24 protein-coding genes, 1 pseudogene and 2 riboswitches are annotated in these 19,604 nt (G+C 36.2%); of the genes and pseudogenes, 7 read left to right on the top strand and 18 right to left on the bottom strand.

What is annotated here, in order from left to right; genetic code table 11:
- Positions 1-627 (top strand): hypothetical protein (locus AC1FXZ_RS00750; RefSeq protein WP_480050019.1); only part of this gene is annotated, 627 nt, incomplete at its 5' end.
- A 154-nt stretch (positions 628-781) separates the two neighbouring features.
- Here AC1FXZ_RS00750 and AC1FXZ_RS00745 read toward each other — a convergent pair.
- Together AC1FXZ_RS00745 and AC1FXZ_RS00740 are read right to left on the bottom strand one after the other, a co-directional pair.
- On the bottom strand, positions 782-1,732 hold the full coding sequence (locus AC1FXZ_RS00745; protein ID WP_480050017.1) for an NAD-dependent epimerase/dehydratase family protein: 951 nt from the start codon (positions 1,730-1,732) through the stop codon (positions 782-784).
- A gap of 675 nt (positions 1,733-2,407) precedes the next feature.
- On the bottom strand, positions 2,408-2,758 hold the full coding sequence (locus AC1FXZ_RS00740; protein ID WP_480050015.1) for a hypothetical protein: 351 nt from the start codon (positions 2,756-2,758) through the stop codon (positions 2,408-2,410).
- 388 nt (positions 2,759-3,146) lie between these two features.
- Positions 3,147-3,229, top strand: a riboswitch (cyclic di-GMP riboswitch).
- 62 nt (positions 3,230-3,291) lie between these two features.
- Here AC1FXZ_RS00740 and AC1FXZ_RS00735 point away from each other — a divergent pair.
- Entirely contained in the window at positions 3,292-3,621 is a 330-nt protein-coding gene (locus AC1FXZ_RS00735; RefSeq protein WP_480050013.1) for a hypothetical protein, read from the top strand.
- Positions 3,622-3,829: 208 nt separating this feature from the next.
- Here the strand turns inward: AC1FXZ_RS00735 and AC1FXZ_RS00730 are convergent.
- From AC1FXZ_RS00730 to queC, 5 genes and pseudogenes are all read right to left on the bottom strand, one after another.
- A pseudogene (locus AC1FXZ_RS00730) lies at positions 3,830-4,097 on the bottom strand (IS1595 family transposase); the annotation flags it as partial.
- A 67-nt stretch (positions 4,098-4,164) separates the two neighbouring features.
- Positions 4,165-4,662, bottom strand: coding sequence for a preQ(1) synthase (gene queF / locus AC1FXZ_RS00725; RefSeq protein WP_480050011.1), 498 nt, complete (start codon positions 4,660-4,662; stop codon positions 4,165-4,167).
- A 16-nt stretch (positions 4,663-4,678) separates the two neighbouring features.
- Positions 4,679-5,386: a 7-carboxy-7-deazaguanine synthase QueE gene (queE, locus tag AC1FXZ_RS00720; RefSeq protein WP_480050010.1), complete on the bottom strand. Its 708-nt coding sequence runs from the start codon at positions 5,384-5,386 to the stop codon at positions 4,679-4,681.
- Positions 5,383-5,808, bottom strand: coding sequence for a 6-carboxytetrahydropterin synthase QueD (gene queD, locus AC1FXZ_RS00715; RefSeq protein ID WP_480050008.1), 426 nt, complete (start codon positions 5,806-5,808; stop codon positions 5,383-5,385). The genes queE and queD overlap by 4 nt, the downstream gene beginning before the upstream one ends.
- Positions 5,805-6,473 (bottom strand): 7-cyano-7-deazaguanine synthase QueC, encoded by a 669-nt coding sequence (gene queC / locus AC1FXZ_RS00710; protein WP_480050006.1) that lies wholly within the window; start codon positions 6,471-6,473, stop codon positions 5,805-5,807. The genes queD and queC overlap by 4 nt, the downstream gene beginning before the upstream one ends.
- Before the next feature lie 231 nt (positions 6,474-6,704).
- A riboswitch (PreQ1 riboswitch) is annotated at positions 6,705-6,748 on the bottom strand.
- 120 nt (positions 6,749-6,868) lie between these two features.
- Here queC and AC1FXZ_RS00705 point away from each other — a divergent pair.
- Entirely contained in the window at positions 6,869-8,101 is a 1,233-nt protein-coding gene (locus tag AC1FXZ_RS00705) for an aminopeptidase (protein WP_480050004.1), read from the top strand.
- 63 nt (positions 8,102-8,164) lie between these two features.
- Here AC1FXZ_RS00705 and AC1FXZ_RS00700 read toward each other — a convergent pair whose 3' ends face one another.
- The gene (locus AC1FXZ_RS00700; protein WP_480050002.1) at positions 8,165-9,058 is read right to left on the bottom strand and encodes a cation diffusion facilitator family transporter; all 894 of its coding nucleotides are present in this window, start codon (positions 9,056-9,058) and stop codon (positions 8,165-8,167) included.
- Between the two features lie 70 nt (positions 9,059-9,128).
- Positions 9,129-9,713: a TetR/AcrR family transcriptional regulator gene (locus tag AC1FXZ_RS00695; RefSeq protein ID WP_480050000.1), complete on the bottom strand. Its 585-nt coding sequence runs from the start codon at positions 9,711-9,713 to the stop codon at positions 9,129-9,131.
- 167 nt (positions 9,714-9,880) lie between these two features.
- Between AC1FXZ_RS00695 and AC1FXZ_RS00690 the strand changes: the two genes are divergently transcribed.
- Positions 9,881-10,123 carry a DNA alkylation repair protein gene (locus AC1FXZ_RS00690; protein ID WP_480049998.1) on the top strand — a complete coding sequence of 81 codons (243 nt, stop codon included), beginning with the start codon at positions 9,881-9,883 and terminating at the stop codon, positions 10,121-10,123.
- Between the two features lie 156 nt (positions 10,124-10,279).
- On the opposite strand, the gene AC1FXZ_RS00685 is transcribed toward AC1FXZ_RS00690, so the two are convergent.
- Both AC1FXZ_RS00685 and msrA read right to left on the bottom strand, forming a co-directional pair.
- Entirely contained in the window at positions 10,280-11,443 is a 1,164-nt protein-coding gene (locus tag AC1FXZ_RS00685; RefSeq protein ID WP_480049996.1) for an alpha/beta hydrolase, read from the bottom strand.
- Positions 11,444-11,647: 204 nt separating this feature from the next.
- Positions 11,648-12,175, bottom strand: a complete 528-nt coding sequence (msrA, locus tag AC1FXZ_RS00680) for a peptide-methionine (S)-S-oxide reductase MsrA (RefSeq protein WP_480049994.1) — start codon at positions 12,173-12,175, stop codon at positions 11,648-11,650.
- A 214-nt stretch (positions 12,176-12,389) separates the two neighbouring features.
- On the opposite strand from msrA, the gene AC1FXZ_RS00675 reads away from it, so the two are divergent.
- A complete protein-coding gene (locus AC1FXZ_RS00675; protein ID WP_480049992.1) occupies positions 12,390-12,656 on the top strand; it encodes a YuzF family protein in 267 nt (88 codons plus the stop codon).
- Positions 12,657-12,775: 119 nt separating this feature from the next.
- Here the strand turns inward: AC1FXZ_RS00675 and AC1FXZ_RS00670 are convergent, their stop codons facing one another.
- From AC1FXZ_RS00670 to AC1FXZ_RS00650, 5 genes are all read right to left on the bottom strand, one after another.
- Positions 12,776-13,075, bottom strand: coding sequence for a HesB/YadR/YfhF family protein (locus tag AC1FXZ_RS00670; RefSeq protein WP_480049990.1), 300 nt, complete (start codon positions 13,073-13,075; stop codon positions 12,776-12,778).
- 348 nt (positions 13,076-13,423) lie between these two features.
- Positions 13,424-14,329 (bottom strand): chemotaxis protein, encoded by a 906-nt coding sequence (locus tag AC1FXZ_RS00665; protein WP_480049988.1) that lies wholly within the window; start codon positions 14,327-14,329, stop codon positions 13,424-13,426.
- A 154-nt stretch (positions 14,330-14,483) separates the two neighbouring features.
- Positions 14,484-15,197 carry a SurA N-terminal domain-containing protein gene (locus AC1FXZ_RS00660; protein WP_480049986.1) on the bottom strand — a complete coding sequence of 238 codons (714 nt, stop codon included), beginning with the start codon at positions 15,195-15,197 and terminating at the stop codon, positions 14,484-14,486.
- A 280-nt stretch (positions 15,198-15,477) separates the two neighbouring features.
- Complete coding sequence (locus tag AC1FXZ_RS00655) at positions 15,478-15,762, bottom strand: HesB-like (seleno)protein (protein WP_480049984.1); 285 nt, start codon at positions 15,760-15,762, stop codon at positions 15,478-15,480.
- 53 nt (positions 15,763-15,815) lie between these two features.
- Positions 15,816-16,751, bottom strand: coding sequence for a dipeptidase (locus tag AC1FXZ_RS00650; protein WP_480049982.1), 936 nt, complete (start codon positions 16,749-16,751; stop codon positions 15,816-15,818).
- A 101-nt stretch (positions 16,752-16,852) separates the two neighbouring features.
- On the opposite strand from AC1FXZ_RS00650, the gene AC1FXZ_RS00645 reads away from it, so the two are divergent.
- Both AC1FXZ_RS00645 and AC1FXZ_RS00640 read left to right on the top strand, forming a co-directional pair.
- A complete protein-coding gene (locus tag AC1FXZ_RS00645) occupies positions 16,853-17,293 on the top strand; it encodes an Hsp20/alpha crystallin family protein (protein WP_480049980.1) in 441 nt (146 codons plus the stop codon).
- A 15-nt stretch (positions 17,294-17,308) separates the two neighbouring features.
- A complete protein-coding gene (locus AC1FXZ_RS00640; protein WP_480049978.1) occupies positions 17,309-17,668 on the top strand; it encodes a YppG family protein in 360 nt (119 codons plus the stop codon).
- Positions 17,669-18,004: 336 nt separating this feature from the next.
- On the opposite strand, the gene AC1FXZ_RS00635 is transcribed toward AC1FXZ_RS00640, so the two are convergent.
- Together AC1FXZ_RS00635 and AC1FXZ_RS00630 are read right to left on the bottom strand one after the other, a co-directional pair.
- Positions 18,005-18,205: a hypothetical protein gene (locus tag AC1FXZ_RS00635; RefSeq protein WP_480049976.1), complete on the bottom strand. Its 201-nt coding sequence runs from the start codon at positions 18,203-18,205 to the stop codon at positions 18,005-18,007.
- 178 nt (positions 18,206-18,383) lie between these two features.
- Complete coding sequence (locus AC1FXZ_RS00630; RefSeq protein ID WP_480049974.1) at positions 18,384-19,541, bottom strand: MFS transporter; 1,158 nt, start codon at positions 19,539-19,541, stop codon at positions 18,384-18,386.
- Positions 19,542-19,604 lie beyond the last annotated feature (63 nt).

The following is a 19,604-nucleotide window of genomic DNA, read 5'->3' as shown; positions in this document are numbered from 1 at the left end:
GATGATCTTAATGAGCAAGTTCAATCTCAGAAGTCCGCAGAAAGCGATTCGGCCTCTCACCCTATTGATGACGTAATTGATGATCTTAATGAGCAAGTTCAATCTCAGGAGTCCACAGAAAGCGATTCGGCCTCTCACCCTATTGATGACGTAATTGATGATCTTAATGAGCAAGTTCAATCTCAAAAAAGTTCAAGTAGAAAATTAAGATTAAGTGATCTAGTTAATAGTTCAGACGGAACTTTAAATCTTTTAGATCAAATCGTAAACAGCGCTAATGATCAACCTGACGAACAAAATCAGCTTAAACAGCTTCGTCTATCTAAATTGGAGAAACGTAAAATCCTTCTCTTAGCAGCACTGTCAAAACAAGGTGATCTGATAGAACTACTATTATCCTTGGTCAAACAAAAAACAGATACCAATTTACGTAAACGCAACTATACAGAAAAAGACGCCATCAGCGATGTTATAAAAGAAATTGAGGAGAAATTAAAAGATCAATTCCTTAAACCTGAAAAGCAAAAACATTTCATTGAGTCAGTCAATGATATTACAACAGCAAAACTTTTCCAAAAGCTGGCGACTAAAAAGGATGATAATAAAAAACGAAGGAAGAGCCAGTGATAATAGCTTCACCCTACAGTTTGCCTTATCCCACTCTACTAGGTAACTGAGGGTGAATTTATATTTTATTATTTTACTTTTGCCTTCTACCAGTAAAAACGAGGATGACTTTGATAAAGTCATCCTCGTTTACGTTCAATGAAAAACAATTAACTTACTTATCGAGATAAATTTTCTTAATATAATTAATCTCTTTCTTTAAACCTGCTTTTAGATCAAAAGTTGGCTTATACCCTAATAATCGTTCTGCTTTTGTAATATCTGCCCATGTATGTTTCGGTTCACCAGTTGCCGCTTTTGCAAAATGAAGATTTGCTTTTTTTTCTGTTTCATTTTCTATCAATTTAATAATATCCAAAACCGATGCTCGTTCTTTCCCACCTATATTTATCGTCTCTCCAATCACTCTTTCTGCATGTATAACAGAGGCTGTTGCAGATGCACAGTCGTCAATATAGGTAAAATCACGAGTTTGTCTACCATCACCGTATATTATAATCGGTTTATCCTCTAATATATTTTGAATAAACCTGTGAAAGGCCATATCACTTCTCTGTCTTGGACCATAGACAGTGAAATATCTTAGTATGACAGTTGGGACCCCAAAGCTTTTACGGTATACATGACATAAATATTCACCCGTTAATTTTGTAATCCCATACGGAGATAGTGGCTCAGTTATCGCCTTTTCTGAAACTTTCCCTGTTTTCTCTCCATAGACAGACGATGTCGATGAATAGATCACTTTCTTAAGTGGGACATGTTTGCATGCTTCAAGTAACCTTTGTGTTACAGTTATATTATTTGTAACATAGTGATTGAAATCTGTCCCCCAACTTGAACGAACCCCTGGCATACCAGCTAAATGATACACATAATCAATGTTCTGCAGAAAATGGTCCCATTTTATTTTCAATAAATCTTCCTCATAAAAAGAAAAGCGTGGATGCTTTAATAGCTTTTCAAGGTTTTGTCTCGTAATAGTTTCTGAAGTTGGTCCGATAAAAAAGTCAACCCCTATTACGTTCGTCTTTGAGTCCTCCAATAATTTCTCGCAAAGATGAGAACCTATAAAACCAGCTGCACCAGTTACTAATATATTCATTGTTGACCAGCCCCAATAAAAGTTAACAAGCGAACTTTTCTTACTTCATGCACCCAAACTCCCATAACGTCGACTCCTCTTTAACAGATATAATTACGTTTCTATATCTTATTTTTAAAAAGTAAAATGGGTGAGGGTGATTAGCGATTAAAAATAAATTAAGCGTCTGTCTCCCCCCTTATTCGTTGACGAAAAAAAAGGTTGTCACAAATGACAGCCTCTTGAATTCCAATTATAAATTTCATAGTTACTTCACAAATAAATTATCTATTATCAACTGTTTCACGAACATATCATGATTAGCATATGATGCTCAGCCATTTTCTTAGAAGGAACCAAAATATAGAGGTCTGTCCCCCAGTATGATTCACTGCTCCGGGAGACAGACCTTATTTCAATATGTTAATTCTTAATCCAACAACATTCTTACCATATTCCCACACCCGAATATACACTGAAGTTTTTATATTTAGAAGCTGACTAGAATGCCGGCCTCTCTAAAGATCAGTAACAGACAGGTCGGTACAAAATCCACATACTAACAAATTGCTGCTACAATATAATATCTTAGCAGGCTAGTCGCGTACAAGAGTATAAATAGTCTCATCCACCACTTACGTCTAAGAAGTAATTTCCTCTTCCACGGAAACTATACACTTCTATAAAGTAATTCCCTTATCTGCGGGGGACAAATGAAACAATCTCCTGTCTATCCGTTGTATTGGAGTACCCTACTAAACTTCCATTAGAATCATAAATATACAGATCAAAATCATTTCTCTCATTCTCTTGGATCATCGTTACTGATACTGGGTAAGATAAACTACTCACTTCGTATTGCCATACTTCCCGTGATCGATTTTGAAGAGAGCCGTTTTGTGAAATATGCATAGGGGCTTCTGGTAGATCTCCAGCGTCTAGATATGGTCTTTCTACAGTTCCATAATTCCTTTTTAATTTTACGAGTCCCGTAATTTTGAAACCCGAATGAAAAACCTCTATAATATCTAAAGGTCCGAATATCACCTTCGTATGGCAAACCTTGTTTCTTATGTCGACAAACGAATGTGTTTTTGATAAAGTTCTATAGGGTAATACAGGTGGTGGGACAATCTTTTCAACTAAACATCTGAGGTTAAAAAGTGAGGGTTATAAATTCGTTTTTTATAATCTTTATAATAGGTCACTATAAAGTTACGAAGACCATTTTCACTTTCGGATAACTTCTGTAGGCTTGGACCGTGTGAAATGCTGGAGGATTTGGCATTTCGTCAATTAGCATAAATAAAAGGAGGCAGGAACCAACCAAGTATGTTTGATAATCTCACATGAATATTTTTAATAGAAATATCAGATAAGGTTACTTACATAAGCGTTTAATATATAAAATACTTCTTTTTGTTCATTATTCATAATGTCGAAATGGCAAACTTATTGAAAGATAAGGACGCAAAACTAAAGGGACTAACGGGAAACCTATGTCAGCCAGTTGCCGATGAAATTATCTCCTTAAGAGGCTTATTTTCAATTGGCAGATTTTATAAGGAGTGACGATTAATATGGACTTAATAGAGCCGGAACTTAAAATGGCTTTGCAAAAATTTGATACTTTAATACTTGATAATCCCGACACAAAACAAACTGTACCTGAATACAAAAAATTCATTACCGAATTCCTTAAAACTAAAACCGAAACTGTAAGTTTGCCGATAGAGGAAGTGATGGCAATTATAAAAGAGAAAAAACCATTCGTATTCTCTCTTTTACGTACTGAATATAGTAACAACTTTATGATAAATGCTGTTACTCAAATTGATAAAGAATATCGTGAGGCATATAAAAAAATAAGTGAGTTACAACGTAAGCTAGGTCTACATAAGAGGTTTTAATGTTACACCTCACGTTATCTTTTATTGAATATTCAAATAAATCAAAGGTAATAATACTGCTTAGTCACAAACAAACATCAACCATGTATGATGGAGCCCTCTCTAGCAAGGGCTCTTTTTATTTCGCTATTTTCGTAAGTTTGTTGCCTTAATGGGAATTTTTGATTAAATTAAAAATAAGTAGTAAAGCATTTGGGGGGATTGTTTAGTTAGTCGCTGTATCACTGCATAACAAATCAGAGGTGTCTAAAAACTCCCCTAATACCCTATCAGTATCCGTTGATTTGATACGCCCTTTACCTGCCATTTGAGAGATAACTTGTCCATTACGGTCTTGTGCGACAACCACACAGACTTGTTCCTTAGAAAAACCACGTTTGCGAGACTTTCTGTGTGTGTCGCCAATAAACAGCGGTAGAGATATAAAGATCAAGAATATCAGCGATTTTCGGTAGTGTATAACCTTCTACCATTAGTCACTTCATTTTTATTTACAAATTTACTGGTCACTCATTTTGGTCACCATTTAGCTTTATTTCACAACTATCTATTATCAACTGTCTCCGGATACATATCATGATTCATCATACGATGTTCAGCCATTTTCTCATACTTCGTTCCAGGCTTTCCGTAATTCGTATAAGGATCAATACTAATACCACCACGCGGTGTGAACTTGCCCCACACTTCAATATAGCGTGGCTCCATAAGCTCAATAAGATCATTCATAATTATATTCATGCAATCCTCGTGAAAATCTCCATGATTACGGAAACTAAATAAATAAAGCTTTAACGACTTACTTTCTACCATTTTCACATCAGGAATATAGCTAATGTATATCGTCGCAAAATCAGGCTGACCCGTCATCGGACATAGCGATGTAAACTCCGGGCAGTTAAACTTAACGAAATAATCACGATTTTGATGCTTATTTTCAAATACTTCCAAAATTGAAGGGTTATAAGAAAAATCATAGTTCGTACCTTGATTTCCCAGTAACGTGACTCCTTCTAATTCTTCTTCTTTTCGACCACTCATTTTTTCATCTCCTTACTTAAACACCACGTTTATTTCCCCAAATAAAGGTGTGTAACTGTGGCAATACCTTTGCTTCATTCATAACGATTGATTTTGTTGCTTTTTCTATTAACCATTCATAGCGATTTAACAGTGTGGAAAGCAGGGCTTCATCGTCAGTTGATGTGATATCTTCATTTCCAATTTGTAAATAGAAAGAGACATTCGGGTACCTGTTTCGAATCATTTCAGCATACGTAAAATCCTCATCATTAAATACGACTATTTTCAAGCTCATGTTGCGATCTTCTAGCTGAGTAATATAATGATCAAGCTCTTCAAGATTTGTTTCCATTTTAGAACTAGGAGGCTTCGGTGAAATTGTAACATCATCAATCTTTTTCATCCACTCTTGCCAAATGGACCCTTGCGTTTCAATTGCTACTTTCCATTGTTGGTCATGACAAAGATCAACAAGCTCATCGATCCCTTTATGAAGAGCTGGATTTCCACCTGAAATGGTAACATGTGAGAAGGCTTGTCCACCAAGTTGCTTTAGTTTTTTTATAATTTCTTCAGGCTCCATTAACTGACTTTTGACAGAGCCATCCCATGTAAAACTCGAATCACACCAAGAACAAGAGTAATCACAGCCACCAGTTCGAACAAACATAGTCTTTTGTCCAATTACCATTCCTTCACCTTGAATGGTCGGTCCAAATACTTCCATTACCGGAATCTTCATGCTAACTCCTCCGGTTTTGGCCGATAGATCACATAGCTTGTTGGTGTTTCTCTAACAACAACTTGCAAGCAGTTTGGCTTATTTGGCTGAGTTTGTAACTCAGCTTGAATCGAACTCCAAATCTGTTCTGCTACTCTTTCCGTTGTTGGGTAGAAATCTTGAAATTCAGGATGATCATTTAAGACAGAATGATCATAGCGTTTATGAACAATTTCTTTTATTCGTTTAAAGTTAATCAAAAAACCTAAATCATCTAACGTATCACCAGCAATTGTAATATTAATAAAATACGTATGCCCGTGCATGTTTTTACACTGACCAGCTGCGTCGTTTGGAATAAGATGAGCAGCTGCTAAATGCATATCCTTATTAAGTTCATAGCGATACGAATGTTGAACTTGTGGATAAAATTGTTGCATCATAGATTATTACCTCCCTGCTTTTCTTTGAGGTACATATCTAACCCATTTTTTCGCAGTTCACATGCTGGGCATTTTCCACAACCATCACCACGTACACCATGATAACAAGTTAATGTTTTCTCTCTTATAAAATCAAGTGCATTTAGTTCGTCTGCCAACTTCCAAGTTTCAGCTTTATTTAACCACATAAGTGGGGTATGAATAACAAATTGTTCGTCCATTGCTAAATTAAGTGTTACATTTAACGACTTAACAAAACTATCACGACAATCAGGATATCCACTGAAATCCGTTTCACATACGCCAGTAATAATATGACGCGCTCCGATTGCTCTTGCATAAACGGCTGCAAATGATAAGAATAAGTGATTACGACCAGGAACAAATGTCGACGGAAGCTCTCCATCTTCTCCTTCCTTCACTTCAATATCATTTCTTGTAAGTGCATTAGCTGATAATTGATTTATTAAGCTCATATCAAGCACATGAAAAGATACGCCTAACTCCTCTGCTATCTCACGTGCACACTCAATTTCATCATGATGGCGTTGTCCATAGTCAAAAGTAACTGTTGCCACTTCTTTAAATTGATCAAGAGCCCATAACAGGCATGTCGTACTGTCTTGACCTCCACTAAAAACAACAACCGCTTTTTCATTTCTCATGTCTCATTCTCCTTTATTAAAAGTTTTTCGTTGAACTACATGTTCAACATCAACTTCTTGAAGAAAGAGCATTCGATAACTCCTAAACGGGTATATCCGTCCTATCCTTTTCATAAGATACTTTCAGCTGGGTAAGTTATGACCAGGTCTTTAGGTAGTAGTAATTCCTAAATAAGAACTGAATATTGTCTTTTACAACGACAAGAAAACTGTACTTGTTAGTGTACAGTTACCACCTTAGTTTTTTATAGAGGGAGTTTGCGAACCTCTTGTCTTTTACCAACTAATATAATAGCATAATGTTTGCTAGCTCGCTATCCTTTTCACTTACTCACAAACTTTGATAAAATAAGTGAAGCAACCAAATTTATACATAAGAAAAGAGGAATGATCTCATGTCAACCTTTCAAGAAAAATTAGAAAAATATGCTGAACTCGCTGTTAAAGTTGGAATTAATATTCAACCGGGCCAAACACTTGTTATTCGCACTCCACTCAATGCAGCAGAATATGTTCGTGCTGTAGCCAAAAAAGCGTATGAAGCTGGTGCGAAAAATGTCCATGTTGAATGGAGCGACGAAGAACTTACGAAAACAAAATACGAACTGGCTCCAGATGAGGCCTTCCATGAATTTCCGGAGTGGGTTGCAAAAGGTTATGAAGAAATGGCAGAGAACGGAGCAGCATTTTTAAGCATTACTGGTTCTAACCCTGACCTATTGAAAGACGCAGACCCAGAACGCGTCTCAAATGCAAACAAAGCTAGTGGAAAAGCAATGGAAGGGTTCCGTTCCTATATCATGTCAGACAAAATTAGTTGGTCAATTGTCGCTGTGCCTTCTGTTGGATGGGCAAAGAAAGTCTTCCCTGAAGATTCAGAAGAAACAGCAGTGGAGAAACTTTGGGATGCTATTTTCGCTGCAACTCGCATTCATCAAGAAGATCCTGTTTCGGCATGGCAAGAACATTTATCATTATTAGATGATAAAATGAATGCATTAAATGAAAAGCATTACCATGCCTTACATTACACTTCTGAAGGAACAGATTTAGTAATTGAGTTGCCTGAGACTCATTTATGGGTTAGTGGTGGAAGCATCAATAAAGACGGAGTTTCGTTTGTTGCGAATATGCCGACAGAAGAAGTGTTTACATCAGCTAAAAAAACAGGAGTAAACGGCACAGTTTCCAGTACCAAACCTTTAAACTATGGTGGGACACTGATCAATAACTTCTCATTGACTTTTAAAGATGGAAAAGTTATCGACTTTAAAGCAGAAGAAGGTTATGAAACATTAAAGCGTTTGTTGGACACTGATGAGGGATCGCGCTTTATTGGTGAAGTTGCTTTAGTTCCACACAAATCACCTATATCTGATACAAATATTCTTTTCTACAATACATTATTTGATGAAAACGCATCAAACCACCTTGCCATTGGCTCTGCCTACGCATTCTGCATTGAAGGTGGAAAAGAAATGTCAAAAGAAGAACTTGAGAAAAACGGCTTAAATACTAGCCTTACACACGTTGACTTTATGATTGGATCTGCTGATATGAACATCGATGGTGTGTACGAAGACGGAAAACGTGAACCAATCTTCCGTGAAGGGAATTGGGCGTTTTAATAATAATAATAATAGAAAAAAACGGATGAGAGACTGCATTTGATCTCTCATCCATTTTTTATTTCAAGCCCATTTTCTATTACGCGTAAACGAGACAGTTAACCATTTCCTAAACTGAATATCCTCAAGATTCTTAGCAATTTCTTCTCGAATATTATCATGCTCCGAAACTGTTTGCGCTTGTGAGGACGCATCTAGAATAAAATCAATTTCTACATATAACTTCTCCCCTACTTTCGAAGTACGTGTGATCGATTCTACAAAATGATATTGTTTCTCCACTCTCTTTACTAAATGCTCTATACGTGAGTGGATTTTAGGAGATGAGGACATTTCTAGAACTTCGCATAAATGATCACGTATCATAACATAAGGCACCTTCAAACAATAAAGTGAAACAACTAAAACCATCAGAGGATCGACATATGAATTCATCCATGCATACTTCGTATAGGTTAAAAGTGTTGCAATAAAAAAACCTCCTAAAACAGTTGCGCTTAATAGCATATCCATGAACCATTGTTTCTTTTCTGCCTCAATAAATCCAGATTGATTTTTCTTTGTTTGTTTTACAAAATAATACCATACAACTAAACAACCGAGCGTTGATAGAATTGAATAAAGCAAAGCATACGTAGGTATAACAGTTCTTCCTCCCGTAAACAGGTCATATCCAGCTGATATAAGAGCGATCAAACAAAGCATAAATATGACAAAATACTTTGCAATAATAATAATTGGTTCAATAACTTCTTTTCCAAAAGGAAACTTATTGTCATCTCGCTTTTTTATATAGGACAGGCCGCCCAAAGACAAAAGCGACAAGATAACACTTATAAAGGAATACGCACCATCAAACAATATCATCTGCGAATTAATGACTATCCCCCAAACTACACCAACTATAGCAAATAATAATCCTCCATATATTGAGAGCATCAGTATACGCTTTTCCATTTATTTGAACACCCCGATTAAAATAATAGTGACTGAATGTCATTCATTTTGCAACAAAGCTAATGAAATATTAGCTTAATGCGCGTTTGATAAACTGAAACAACTCTTGTTTTTCAGTGTTAAGATTTTTAACAGAATTAGCCTCATCTGTTAGGAATGAACGTTCGGCTGATTGTTCCATTAAACTGATTATTAGTTTAGCTAGATGTGGAATCGAATAATGATTTATTATTTCACCTTTTTGAATAGACTCTTCAAGCTTAGATTCCAACCATTCATAATAAGGTCGGTAAATATCCTCCCAACGTTGAAAAGAATCATAATATGCAATACCTGAATAACAAAATTTAATTAATTCTTTATTCTTATCTGTAATAAGAAATGTTTGTTCAATCAACTCATTTACTAACTCAAAAATGGTAGCTGTTTCAGTAATTACGTCCTGAATAGCACTCAATTGCTCATTAAGGATACGTTCGGCTATTGCTGGTACAATTGCTCCTTTTGAATCAAAGTAAAGATAGAATGTCCCTTGAGCAACCCCTGCATGTCTAACAATTTGGGAAACTGACGCTTTTTCAAACCCCTTCTCTTTCATAATTTCGAAAGCAGCATTTAAAATGAGTTCATACTTTTCTTCTTGTTTTTTATTCATTTATTCCTCCATAACCGACTGACTGTCATTCATTTTATCTTACTTTATTATTCCAGAAAATTCAACCATGTTAGAGTGACTAACAGGCTTAATTCCCTCAATTTCCTAAACTTACCTCTCCTTTTAATTTTGGAACTGGTAAGACTATCCGTAAAGGAGGAATTATGATGACAAATCCATATTTATGTCCGAACTGTAAAACGAATCGTTCACGTTTCAACTTAATTCAACAGGTAGCTACTCCTGTCAAAATGGACGCAAGAAGTGGCGATATCATTGAACAATATGAAAATAACAATGCCGGCCCTCTTCATATGTCTTATCGTGGACCAGAACTTCGTGTCCAATGCGCAACATGTGGTTTAATTGAGGAAGAGAGAATGTTTATAAAACGAGCACAAAAGCAATAGGGGCTTAACATAAGTTCCTATTGCTTTATTATTGTTTAGCTTAAATTATCTACTCATTGCAGATAACGTGATAGGCCGACACTATAAAAACTACTAAATACACACATAACTTTTTTCTACTCTACAAAAAAAGAGCCAAACAAGTGGCTCCTAGTTCTACTTAAACAATGATATTGCTTGCTTTCCTAATAGAAAGCTTCCAATAACATATGCCTCTATTTGATCACGCATTTTTTCCGATCCTGTTGTTGTTCCTTCATAAACTTGAAGGTTATATGGTTCGAAAGTTGGCTCTTCATTAAAGGCTGTACGTAGAAACCTCGATGCTTCATTCAGCCCATGATTCCCACGATACATAACTTCGTAAAATGACACAAATCCATGCATAACACCGTTATACCGGATCGCTTCCACCGGTACCCCGTGCTTGGCGAGTCGTTTTGCGTATGCTTCACCTTCATCACGCAACGGGTCAAACTCTGCAGTAATCACAATTGCTGGTGGTAAATGATAAAGATTCTGCGCATCTAATGGTGATGTGTATTGGTGCATCCATAGAGATTCATCCGGTGTATACGTATCACGTGCTCGTAACATAACATTGCGAGATAATAAATAATAACCACTATCATATTTCATTCGTGAGTCAAATTCAATATCTTGAAACGTTGTTAAAGGGTAAAGTAGAGCCTGTGCTTTAATATCAGGACCATTTCGGTCTCTGGACATCAATGACACGACTGTTGCAATGTTTCCTCCTGCACTATCTCCTGCAACAGCAATGTTTGCAGGGTCTCCTCCTAAGGCTTCTGCATTTTCATATGCCCAAACTAGAGCATCATAACTATCTTCTATCGCTGCAGGAAATGGGTGCTCAGGTGCAACTCGGTAACCAACTGCGATAACAATACTATTTGTTCTAGTCGCTAGACCACGGACAATATTATCATGCGTATGAATATTTCCGTACCCTTCCATAAATGCTCCACCGTGATAATAAAGAATAATCGGATGTGGCCCTTCTCTAATCGGTCGATACATCTTGCCTTCAATTGTTGTCCCATCACTTGTTGGAATATCAATCATTCCCCCAGTGAAACTTGGACTGCCCCCACTTGCAAAAAAACTAGGTACGCTCATATTTGGGGTAACAAGATTATGATGAACAGCATGTAGGAGTACAGCTGTTTTTGGAGGAACTTTTCCTGCTTCTGTGTGAGCCCAGTAATGAACAAAAAGAATTACAATAAGTGAAGTTACAATAAAACTAAGTGACGCAACCATAAACCAAATGCCAAATCTTCCAACTACTGCTTTCACTGCGTCACCCCCACTAAGAAAATTTCATAGTGTATAACTTCTTTTATTATATCAAAAAATATCTTTTATTGTGAGAGTTTTTCACATCCTTTTTGACATTTTTACATATTCCAATTTCATTTCAACAATTCGTTGTCTATGAAATTGGAAGTTGCCACAAAAAGACCTATCTCTAGCCCCAACTTGAAAGCAACTTTACCTCTCCTACCAATGTGCTGAAATGAATTCATCTCGTCCTGACTTTTTACGATCTTCCTTATATTCATCAGAATTTTTTTTGTAAAAATGTTGATGCTCATCTTCAGCTCGGTAAAATGTTGAAGCTGCTAAAATTTCTGTTACAATTGGTTTCTTAAAACGGTTGCTGCTTATTAGTTCCTTCTTCGACCTTTCGGCTAATTCTTTTTGATAATCATGATGATAAAAGATGGCCGTACGGTACTGTGGCCCTCTGTCATGAAATTGTCCTTCCGAATCAGTCGGGTCTATTTGAGGCCAGTATAATGTAAGTAATTTCTCAAACGGAAACGTTGCAGGGTCGTATGTAATTTGAACTACTTCATAATGGCCACTATCACCTTTCTTTACTTGCTCATACGTAGGCTTTTCAATATGTCCTCCCATAAAGCCTGATTCTACTTTTATAATACCTGGTAATTCATCAAAAGGCTGAACCATACACCAGAAACATCCTCCAGCAAATGTAGCTTTTTCAAAATTTATGTCAGTCATACTATTCCCCTTCCTTTCAAAAATATTTTCTCTCTTAATGTAAATAAAAAATCTGTGATCATTGATTCCCTTCTTCCAACCTGTCTCTTACCATTTTATTTGTTTCAACGAACCGATTTACAACGTACAAACTGTTTCTAGGCTATAGTCTAAGCAATGTGAGGGCTAATGAATAGTATAAAAGTGGATTTTCAAGTTAAAGGAGGCCAATAATATGCATTACCATCAAAATGTAAGCCATCAAGCTCAAGAACATAACCGCCCACAAATGGTGACTGGTGTCGATCCATTCATGATCCAGACCTTGCAATCATTGGTAAGTTCAAATGTAGTTATTCAAACAACAGAAGGACTTGTTCGAGGTGTCATTGCCGATGTCAAAGCTGACCATGTCGTTGTCGATGTCAAAAATTGCCCGTTTTTTGTTCGAATTCAACAAATAGTATGGGTTAAACCTTCCATTTACAGAGAAGAAGACTAATATAGGTGAGGAAAGAGGATGATTCAAAGGCGATAATTTGTCTTTTGTCATCCTCTTTTATTTTATTCCTTACTAAAAGCAACATTGTAGTAACTTTTACTAAATAACCCTATTCTTCTCTATTTTTGTTCCTCATAGACAAAATCAATCTCATCATTTTTCCGACTATACTTCACTTTTAAGTCAAGATTTTTAAAGTACCAAAGGTCCTCTTCCTCCACAAAGAAAGTAATACCATCGATTTCTTGCTTTGCACCAATAATAGTCGGAGAATCCTGACTAATCCCTAAAGAAAATCCACTTTGGATAGAACCACATCCACCATACCTGGCGAAGAAGCGTATGAATTCCCCTTTTCCTTCTAATCCAAATTCATCTTTAAACCACTGTAATGCAGGCTTAGTAATTTGTATATTCATTATGTATGTCACTCCCTATTTTCACACAGCCATTGTTCTGTATACATCACATCATATCAATTCTAATAACAAAAAGTCTACGAAAGACTTTTACTAACCTCAATATGCATGACCGACAAAAAGTTTCCTTGTGTAAACTTTTTGTCGGTCATGCATATTATATATAAAAAAGAAATGGAGGGTTTCTGATGAGTATAACAAAAAAAACGTTATATTATGCCTACATTTTCAATAAAATCGGTTTACTAACAGAGGATCAGAAATCACAATTAGAACAAACATTATTAAAAAAATAAAAACACCGTAAAAGAGGCGAATTGAAAAAAACGCCTCTTACTTTTTATGAATTCACATAACTAATTGGTCAATTGTTTCAACTAGCTCAACAATTTCTGGTTTACTAATTTGACCATTCGCTCCAACTTTTTCGCCTTTATGATATAAATCAGTTGTAATAAGAGAAGAAAACACAATAACAGGTATTTGTTGAAGTAACTGATTTTCTTTTATTCTCTTTGTTAAATGATGTCCATCCATAAGTGGCATTTCAATATCCGTGATCACCAAGTCGACTTCACTTTCAATTTCTTGAGCAGTTAACGCATCCAAAAATTCCCATGCTTGTTTGCCGTTTTCAAAAAATTGAAGACGTTCATACCCAGCTTCTGTCAATGTATCTTGTAAGAGCTTTCGAAGAATGGCAGAATCTTCAGCTATTACGATTTTTTTAGCTGAGCGTTCCCTTGGTCCTAGGGCTTTGATTTTTTCAACACTTAAACCCGACTCTGGACTAATATCCACGACTATTTTCTCGAAATCTAATAACAAAGCCATCTCCTCTTCCATTTTCACAATGCCAATTGTGTGACCTATAGTGCCTTGAGAGAGCTCGCTCGGTTTTTCAATCTGCTCCCAAGATATCCGGTGAATACGAGAAACACTGTGAACATGAAACGCAACCTTCAGTTTATTTAATTCAGCAATAATAAATTTATCTTGTTCGGGATGGTCTGATTCTGGTAAGTTTAATACTTTTGCTAGGTTTACAACGGGCATCACTTCTTGACGTAACCGAATTACTCCTTCGACATGTTCATGATCATTTGGAGTAACTGTAACCGGAAGAGGATTAATAATTTCCCGAACCTTTAACACATTTATACCAAATGTACCTTTCCCAACTTTAAACATGACAATCTCCAATTCATTTGTACCACTTTCTAATAATATATTATTCCGATTTATTTGTTCCATTTTATTCCTCCATCTCAGATCACAACTAGAAACCTATAGCTAATTACCTATATTTTATATACTAGTACCCCTTTCGGCAAGAACATTTTAAAATTGTCAAATTTACTCAAACAAAAATAAAGGTGATTCCAACACATGGAATCACCTCATTTAACTAAATATTGATTGTCACATCATTTTGTTCTCGTAAAGAAGTAATTAACTTGTCCATTTCTAACTGATACTCGATTTCATCCCGTACATCTTCTAATAATGGTAACTCTGTATTGTCCTCTTCGGCAGCTGCTACTGCCTCATCGTAAAAAGCTTGTATTTCCTCATCTGTAACTTCAATTTCTGCTACTTTTTGATCGATAAACTTACCACTTTTTACACTTTCAGAAACCATAGAACGAATCTCATCCATCTCTATACCTTGAGCTTCCATTAATTCTTCAAGTTGCTCTTCCGATTCAAGTCCATATTGCGCAACAAAATCTTCCATTCCTTGATCAACTTCTTCTTCAGATGCTTCAATTCCTTCACTTTGCACAGCCTGATTAATTAAAGTTGAGTTGATAATTTGATCAAGAACTAAACCTTTGCGCGCTTCCATATACTCCTGACCTTCAGCACTCTCTAGATCAATGCCTCTCATAACAAGTTGCATTGCTTCGTTCTCAATCATTTCTACATACATTTCTTTTTCTATCTCTTCACCGTTAACGACCGCAATTACATCTGGAATCTCATCAGTGTCAATCATTGATTCCATTTCTTGTTCTGTGCCGTCTAGCTGTGGTTCTTCTTCAGTTGTATCGTCTCCTCCACAAGCAGCTAATCCAAACGCTAGCGCACAAACTCCAAATCCCATTACTAATTTTTTCAAACCCATCAAACCCCTTTCTTTATCTCGAAAACCTTTCGCTATTGTAACATAAAAGAAATGGGATTTCACCGGAGAAGCCCGTTGTATCACACACTTGAGCTAAACATGTTTTAAATTATGAAAACTTGTGAAAGAAGTCGTCCACTTCTGCTACCGTTATTCTCAATCGTTAGCTTTCGGCACAACAACTATTTGAGAAACTATGTAAAATGAATAAAAAAAGAAGAGATTATCTCATAATTAGGGAACAAACCCATTTTTAAGACAATCTCTTCTTTTATTAACAACAATCCTGTTCACTACCTAGCATAACAAGACCTGCTCCATTTTCTGACTCTTGGTAATCAAGTGTCAAATCTTTCACCTGTTCTATAAGGTCTTTCTCTATTGCTACATTTATGCCATTTATGACTTGTTGATGATCTGATTCTGCTGGCTCATCCAGAGCTAGCCCTAATTTAGGACCTCCTCAACCCATGCCAGCAAACACTACACGGATCGTATTTAATCCATGTTCACTCATCGTTTCTTCAATTACCATTTTCGCTTGATCTGTAATCTTCAATTTGTTCACCTCTCTTTACTTGAAACTCATTATACTAGAACTACATAAAAAAATCACATGACTCGATTAATAAATTGCTCAAAATTTTCCCGTAAAAATTTATTGACTAGAGATGATGGATAATGCTTTTCTAATTCTTCTACTAAATATATATAGTCACCACTATTCCGAAGTTGCTGTACATAAGTAGATATTCCATCAAAATCAGAACCAAATCCAATATAATCACAAGCTCCAATACTACATAAATGGTCTATGTGTTTAAGTATATCCTTAGTCGTTGCATTCTCTTTACTAGTTACAAAATCAGGGCAAAATACAAGACCAATATATCCCTGTTTCTCTACTAATGCATGAATCTGATCATTGTATAAATTTCGTGGATGATCACATATATTACGAGCATTTGAATGAGAGGCTACTGGGTAATCAGCTAATTCCATTACATCCCAAAAGCCTTTTATACTTAAATGAGAAACATCAGTTAATACTTTCTGCTTATTATTAAGACGAACGACCTCTTTGCCTAAAATTGAAAGCCCAGCTCCTCGAGGTTCACCGACTCCATCTGCACAGAGGTTTGCTTGGTTCCAAGTCAGACCAACTGATAGTACTCCTAATTGATGCAAGATAGATAATTTCGTTAGGTCATCACCAATCGCATCTACGCCTTCAAGAGTTAAAACAGCACCAATTTCATCAACCTTCAAATCTAATAGATCTGACCACTGTTTAATATGACGAATCTTTGAATTAGCAGCTAGCACTTCTTCATGAAATAACTCAATTTGTTCCAAAACCACCTGAAACTTCTGATCTTGTTTAATAAATGGTTCTACAAAGATAGCAAACAACTGTACTTTTATATTCCCAGCAACTAACCTTTCGGCATTCGTATCAATTTCGGGAGAATCCTTAAAACTGCGCCCTCGATCTTCCCATAACTTTAATAATGCGTCGCAATGGGTATCAATTATCCCAGTTCTCATAAAATCCCCTCCTTGTGTAAATATAGGCCTTTGCACTGCACCATTATGATTTCTTATTCATACATATATACTAATAATTCATTAAAAAGGGGGTGACAATGTTGTCAGATCAGAATCAAAAACCGTGGTCTAAAAAATTACCTCAAGGCTATCAAGATATTTTGCAATCAATAGACAGTTTTTTTCAAAATACAATGCAACAAATTAATGAAAATCCATTATTTCTTGCACCAATTCCTACAAATATCTTTGAAACAGACAATTCCTTAGTTATTGAAGCTGAGCTCCCTGGTGTTAATAAGAAACAGATTGGTTTAGATATATACCGTCAAGCTGTTAGGATTCAGGTCACACAAGAAGAACAAACGGAATATATTGATGACAAAACTGGATTTACAGAGCGTCAAGGCCAAAGGCATATTAGACAGCGAGTAATTCCTGTACCATTTATTATTCAGGAACAGGATGTTAAAGCAACATATAAAAATGGATTACTACGAATCATTATCCCTAATAACCGTAAACAAATTCCAATTGAATAAGGAGGTCGATTAGAGATGTTTCAACCTAATCAAAATTACAATAGGCCACCGATGCCACCGCAAATGAATCATCAACAGCCCTATCCCCAACATCAACCGATGCACATGAACAACCTCATGCATCATCCACACCAAATGCAACATCCTAACCCAGGAGGTCCAAGACCACAATTTCCTGGACACAATATGCAAATGGGGCATCAGCCATTCGGTTATAAACCGAATAAACCTTCTTTCTTTAAGTCTGCCTTTACAAATGAAGAAGGAAAATTTGATATGAACAAAACCGTTAGTACAGTTGATCAAGTTGTAAAAACTGTTCACCAAGCAACTCCTATTATGAAAACCCTTGGTGGTTTCTTTATAAAAAAATAATGCTACGAGGTAGGACCAAAAGGGAAAACCACCCTTTTGGTCTTTTTTCTCTAGTTATCCTTCGCTGGCGCATTGGCTTCTCTCGTTGCGCGTATCCCTTCGAAAACCACTCAGGTATACTTAAAACCTTGCAGGCGGCTTCGCTCAATGCTACGAGCTAGTACCAAAAGGGAAAACCCCCCTTTTGGTCTTTTTTCTCTAGTTATCCTTCGCTGCGCATTGGCTTCTCTCGTTGCGCGTATCCCTTCGAAAACCACTCAGGTATACTTAAAACCTTGCAACGGCTTCGCTCAATGCTACGAGCTAGTACCAAAAGGGAAAACCCCCCTTTTGGTACTAGCTCTTTAACCGTAAGGCGTATGCTAGGGTTTGGTTGGCGTTGATCATTTTCAATCCTTGTGATGGTACAAAATCAATTTTCACAAATGCCCCGATCTCATCGACCGTTTTCTGATCGTAAACAAAGAATATTCCCTCTACACGTTTGTGTGAATCATTTTCCCTCAGCTCATCCAGAGCGAGGTCATACGCTACCATCGTACTTCATTCAAACGTATCATATGCTCTAACGCGAATAACCTTTTCTTCTATGTCTACCTTCTTAAAGAATTCTATAGCACGTTCCGTTAAAATAATATCCATTTTTTCACTCCTTTCTTACTTATTACTCTTTTATAAAACATTTCATCTCCCATTTTGACAGAATTTGAATAGATCAGTTACTTAAATTCATACTTGGTGTTTTCTTTTGAAAAATAAATAGTCCTAGCGCACCAAAAAATGCACTCAGTGCTATGACATAATACAAGATTGAAATAGATGTTGTATCAATCATATAACCACCAAATAGCGAACCTATAATACCAGCCAACCCAAAGAAAATAGTAATAAATAATACATGTCCTGTAGCTTGAAGCTGTTCAGGAATTAATTTGTTAACTAATTGAAACGCTGCAATGTAGAAAATACCAAATGTTAGGCCGTGCGCTAATTGAACAGGTATAATAAGCCATGGACTTTCAATCATTCCCATTAAAATCCAACGTACTCCATACAAGACCCCTGCAAAAATAACAAACGTTAGTGGCGTCCATTTTTTATACCAATATGCTGTAGTTGCAAATACAATTGCTTCTGCAATCACCCCAACAAACCAAGCCCAACCAATAAGGGCTTCGGGCCCACCTAATTCAACTACATATAACCCGAGGTAAATATCATTTGTCCGATGTGAAACAGAAATAAAAAACACAAATAGCAAAAACAAGAAAAGTCTACGATTCGTTGCAAGTTTCATAGCATCGATAACAGTAACTGGTTTATTCGTACCAGGAACATCTTTAATCGAAAAACCGATGAATAAAGCGATAATTGTCATCATCAAGAAAGGAAACATAATGTTCTCTACACCAATCCATGTTAACACATACCCAACAACAAGCGAAGTAATCGCAAATCCTAGCGATCCCCATAATCGTATTCGTCCAAAACTAATATTCCTATGAATTGAAGTCTTTTGAGCAAGTGAATCTCCTAACGCCGTAGTTGGTGAGACAAAGAAAAATAAAATAAACATCATAACTAAGTAACCAATGTAAGAATTAATAAAAATAAATACAATAGCTGTTAGCACTACTCCTGCTAACGCTATAAGAAGCATTTTCTTTATACTTTTATACTTATCACTCAAGTAACCCCACATCGGTTGTGCAATAATGGTTGCACATGGCCCCACTGCCATCAATAACCCAATTTGTGAACCTGTTAGCTCTTTCGCTTGAAAAAAGACAGGGAAATACCCATTAATAATTGTTATCGTTGAATGTGCAAAAAACAAGTAGGCCATTAAATAATATACAGGTCGAGAGTCCATATATTCCTCCTTACGATTAAAACACATAATAAGGTCCGACCTAACAAGAAGAAGCACAATCAT

This window comes from Halalkalibacter sp. HAAS-P014 (assembly GCF_056619965.1).
Note: the sequence above shows the minus strand (reverse complement) of the source record. Positions and strands in the feature narration are given on the sequence as shown.

Excerpts from the sequence above, each read along its gene's own strand:
- AC1FXZ_RS00635 (WP_480049976.1), bottom strand. The coding sequence starts at position 18,205 with ATGGTAGCGTATGACCTCGCTCTGGATGAGCTGAGGGAAAATGATTCA.
- queE (WP_480050010.1), bottom strand. The coding sequence starts at position 5,386 with ATGAAGATTCCGGTAATGGAAGTATTTGGACCGACCATTCAAGGTGAA.
- AC1FXZ_RS00665 (WP_480049988.1), bottom strand. The coding sequence starts at position 14,329 with ATGGAACAAATAAATCGGAATAATATATTATTAGAAAGTGGTACAAAT.
- AC1FXZ_RS00700 (WP_480050002.1), bottom strand. The coding sequence starts at position 9,058 with ATGGAAAAGCGTATACTGATGCTCTCAATATATGGAGGATTATTATTT.
- AC1FXZ_RS00670 (WP_480049990.1), bottom strand. The coding sequence starts at position 13,075 with ATGAATATACAAATTACTAAGCCTGCATTACAGTGGTTTAAAGATGAA.
- queF (WP_480050011.1), bottom strand. The coding sequence starts at position 4,662 with ATGAGTGGTCGAAAAGAAGAAGAATTAGAAGGAGTCACGTTACTGGGA.
- queC (WP_480050006.1), bottom strand. The coding sequence starts at position 6,473 with ATGAGAAATGAAAAAGCGGTTGTTGTTTTTAGTGGAGGTCAAGACAGT.
- AC1FXZ_RS00675 (WP_480049992.1), top strand. The coding sequence starts at position 12,390 with ATGCATTACCATCAAAATGTAAGCCATCAAGCTCAAGAACATAACCGC.
- queD (WP_480050008.1), bottom strand. The coding sequence starts at position 5,808 with ATGATGCAACAATTTTATCCACAAGTTCAACATTCGTATCGCTATGAA.
- AC1FXZ_RS00630 (WP_480049974.1), bottom strand. The coding sequence starts at position 19,541 with ATGGACTCTCGACCTGTATATTATTTAATGGCCTACTTGTTTTTTGCA.
- AC1FXZ_RS00735 (WP_480050013.1), top strand. The coding sequence starts at position 3,292 with ATGGACTTAATAGAGCCGGAACTTAAAATGGCTTTGCAAAAATTTGAT.
- AC1FXZ_RS00705 (WP_480050004.1), top strand. The coding sequence starts at position 6,869 with ATGTCAACCTTTCAAGAAAAATTAGAAAAATATGCTGAACTCGCTGTT.
- AC1FXZ_RS00650 (WP_480049982.1), bottom strand. The coding sequence starts at position 16,751 with ATGAGAACTGGGATAATTGATACCCATTGCGACGCATTATTAAAGTTA.
- AC1FXZ_RS00640 (WP_480049978.1), top strand. The coding sequence starts at position 17,309 with ATGTTTCAACCTAATCAAAATTACAATAGGCCACCGATGCCACCGCAA.
- AC1FXZ_RS00695 (WP_480050000.1), bottom strand. The coding sequence starts at position 9,713 with ATGAATAAAAAACAAGAAGAAAAGTATGAACTCATTTTAAATGCTGCT.
- AC1FXZ_RS00745 (WP_480050017.1), bottom strand. The coding sequence starts at position 1,732 with ATGAATATATTAGTAACTGGTGCAGCTGGTTTTATAGGTTCTCATCTT.
- AC1FXZ_RS00690 (WP_480049998.1), top strand. The coding sequence starts at position 9,881 with ATGACAAATCCATATTTATGTCCGAACTGTAAAACGAATCGTTCACGT.
- msrA (WP_480049994.1), bottom strand. The coding sequence starts at position 12,175 with ATGACTGACATAAATTTTGAAAAAGCTACATTTGCTGGAGGATGTTTC.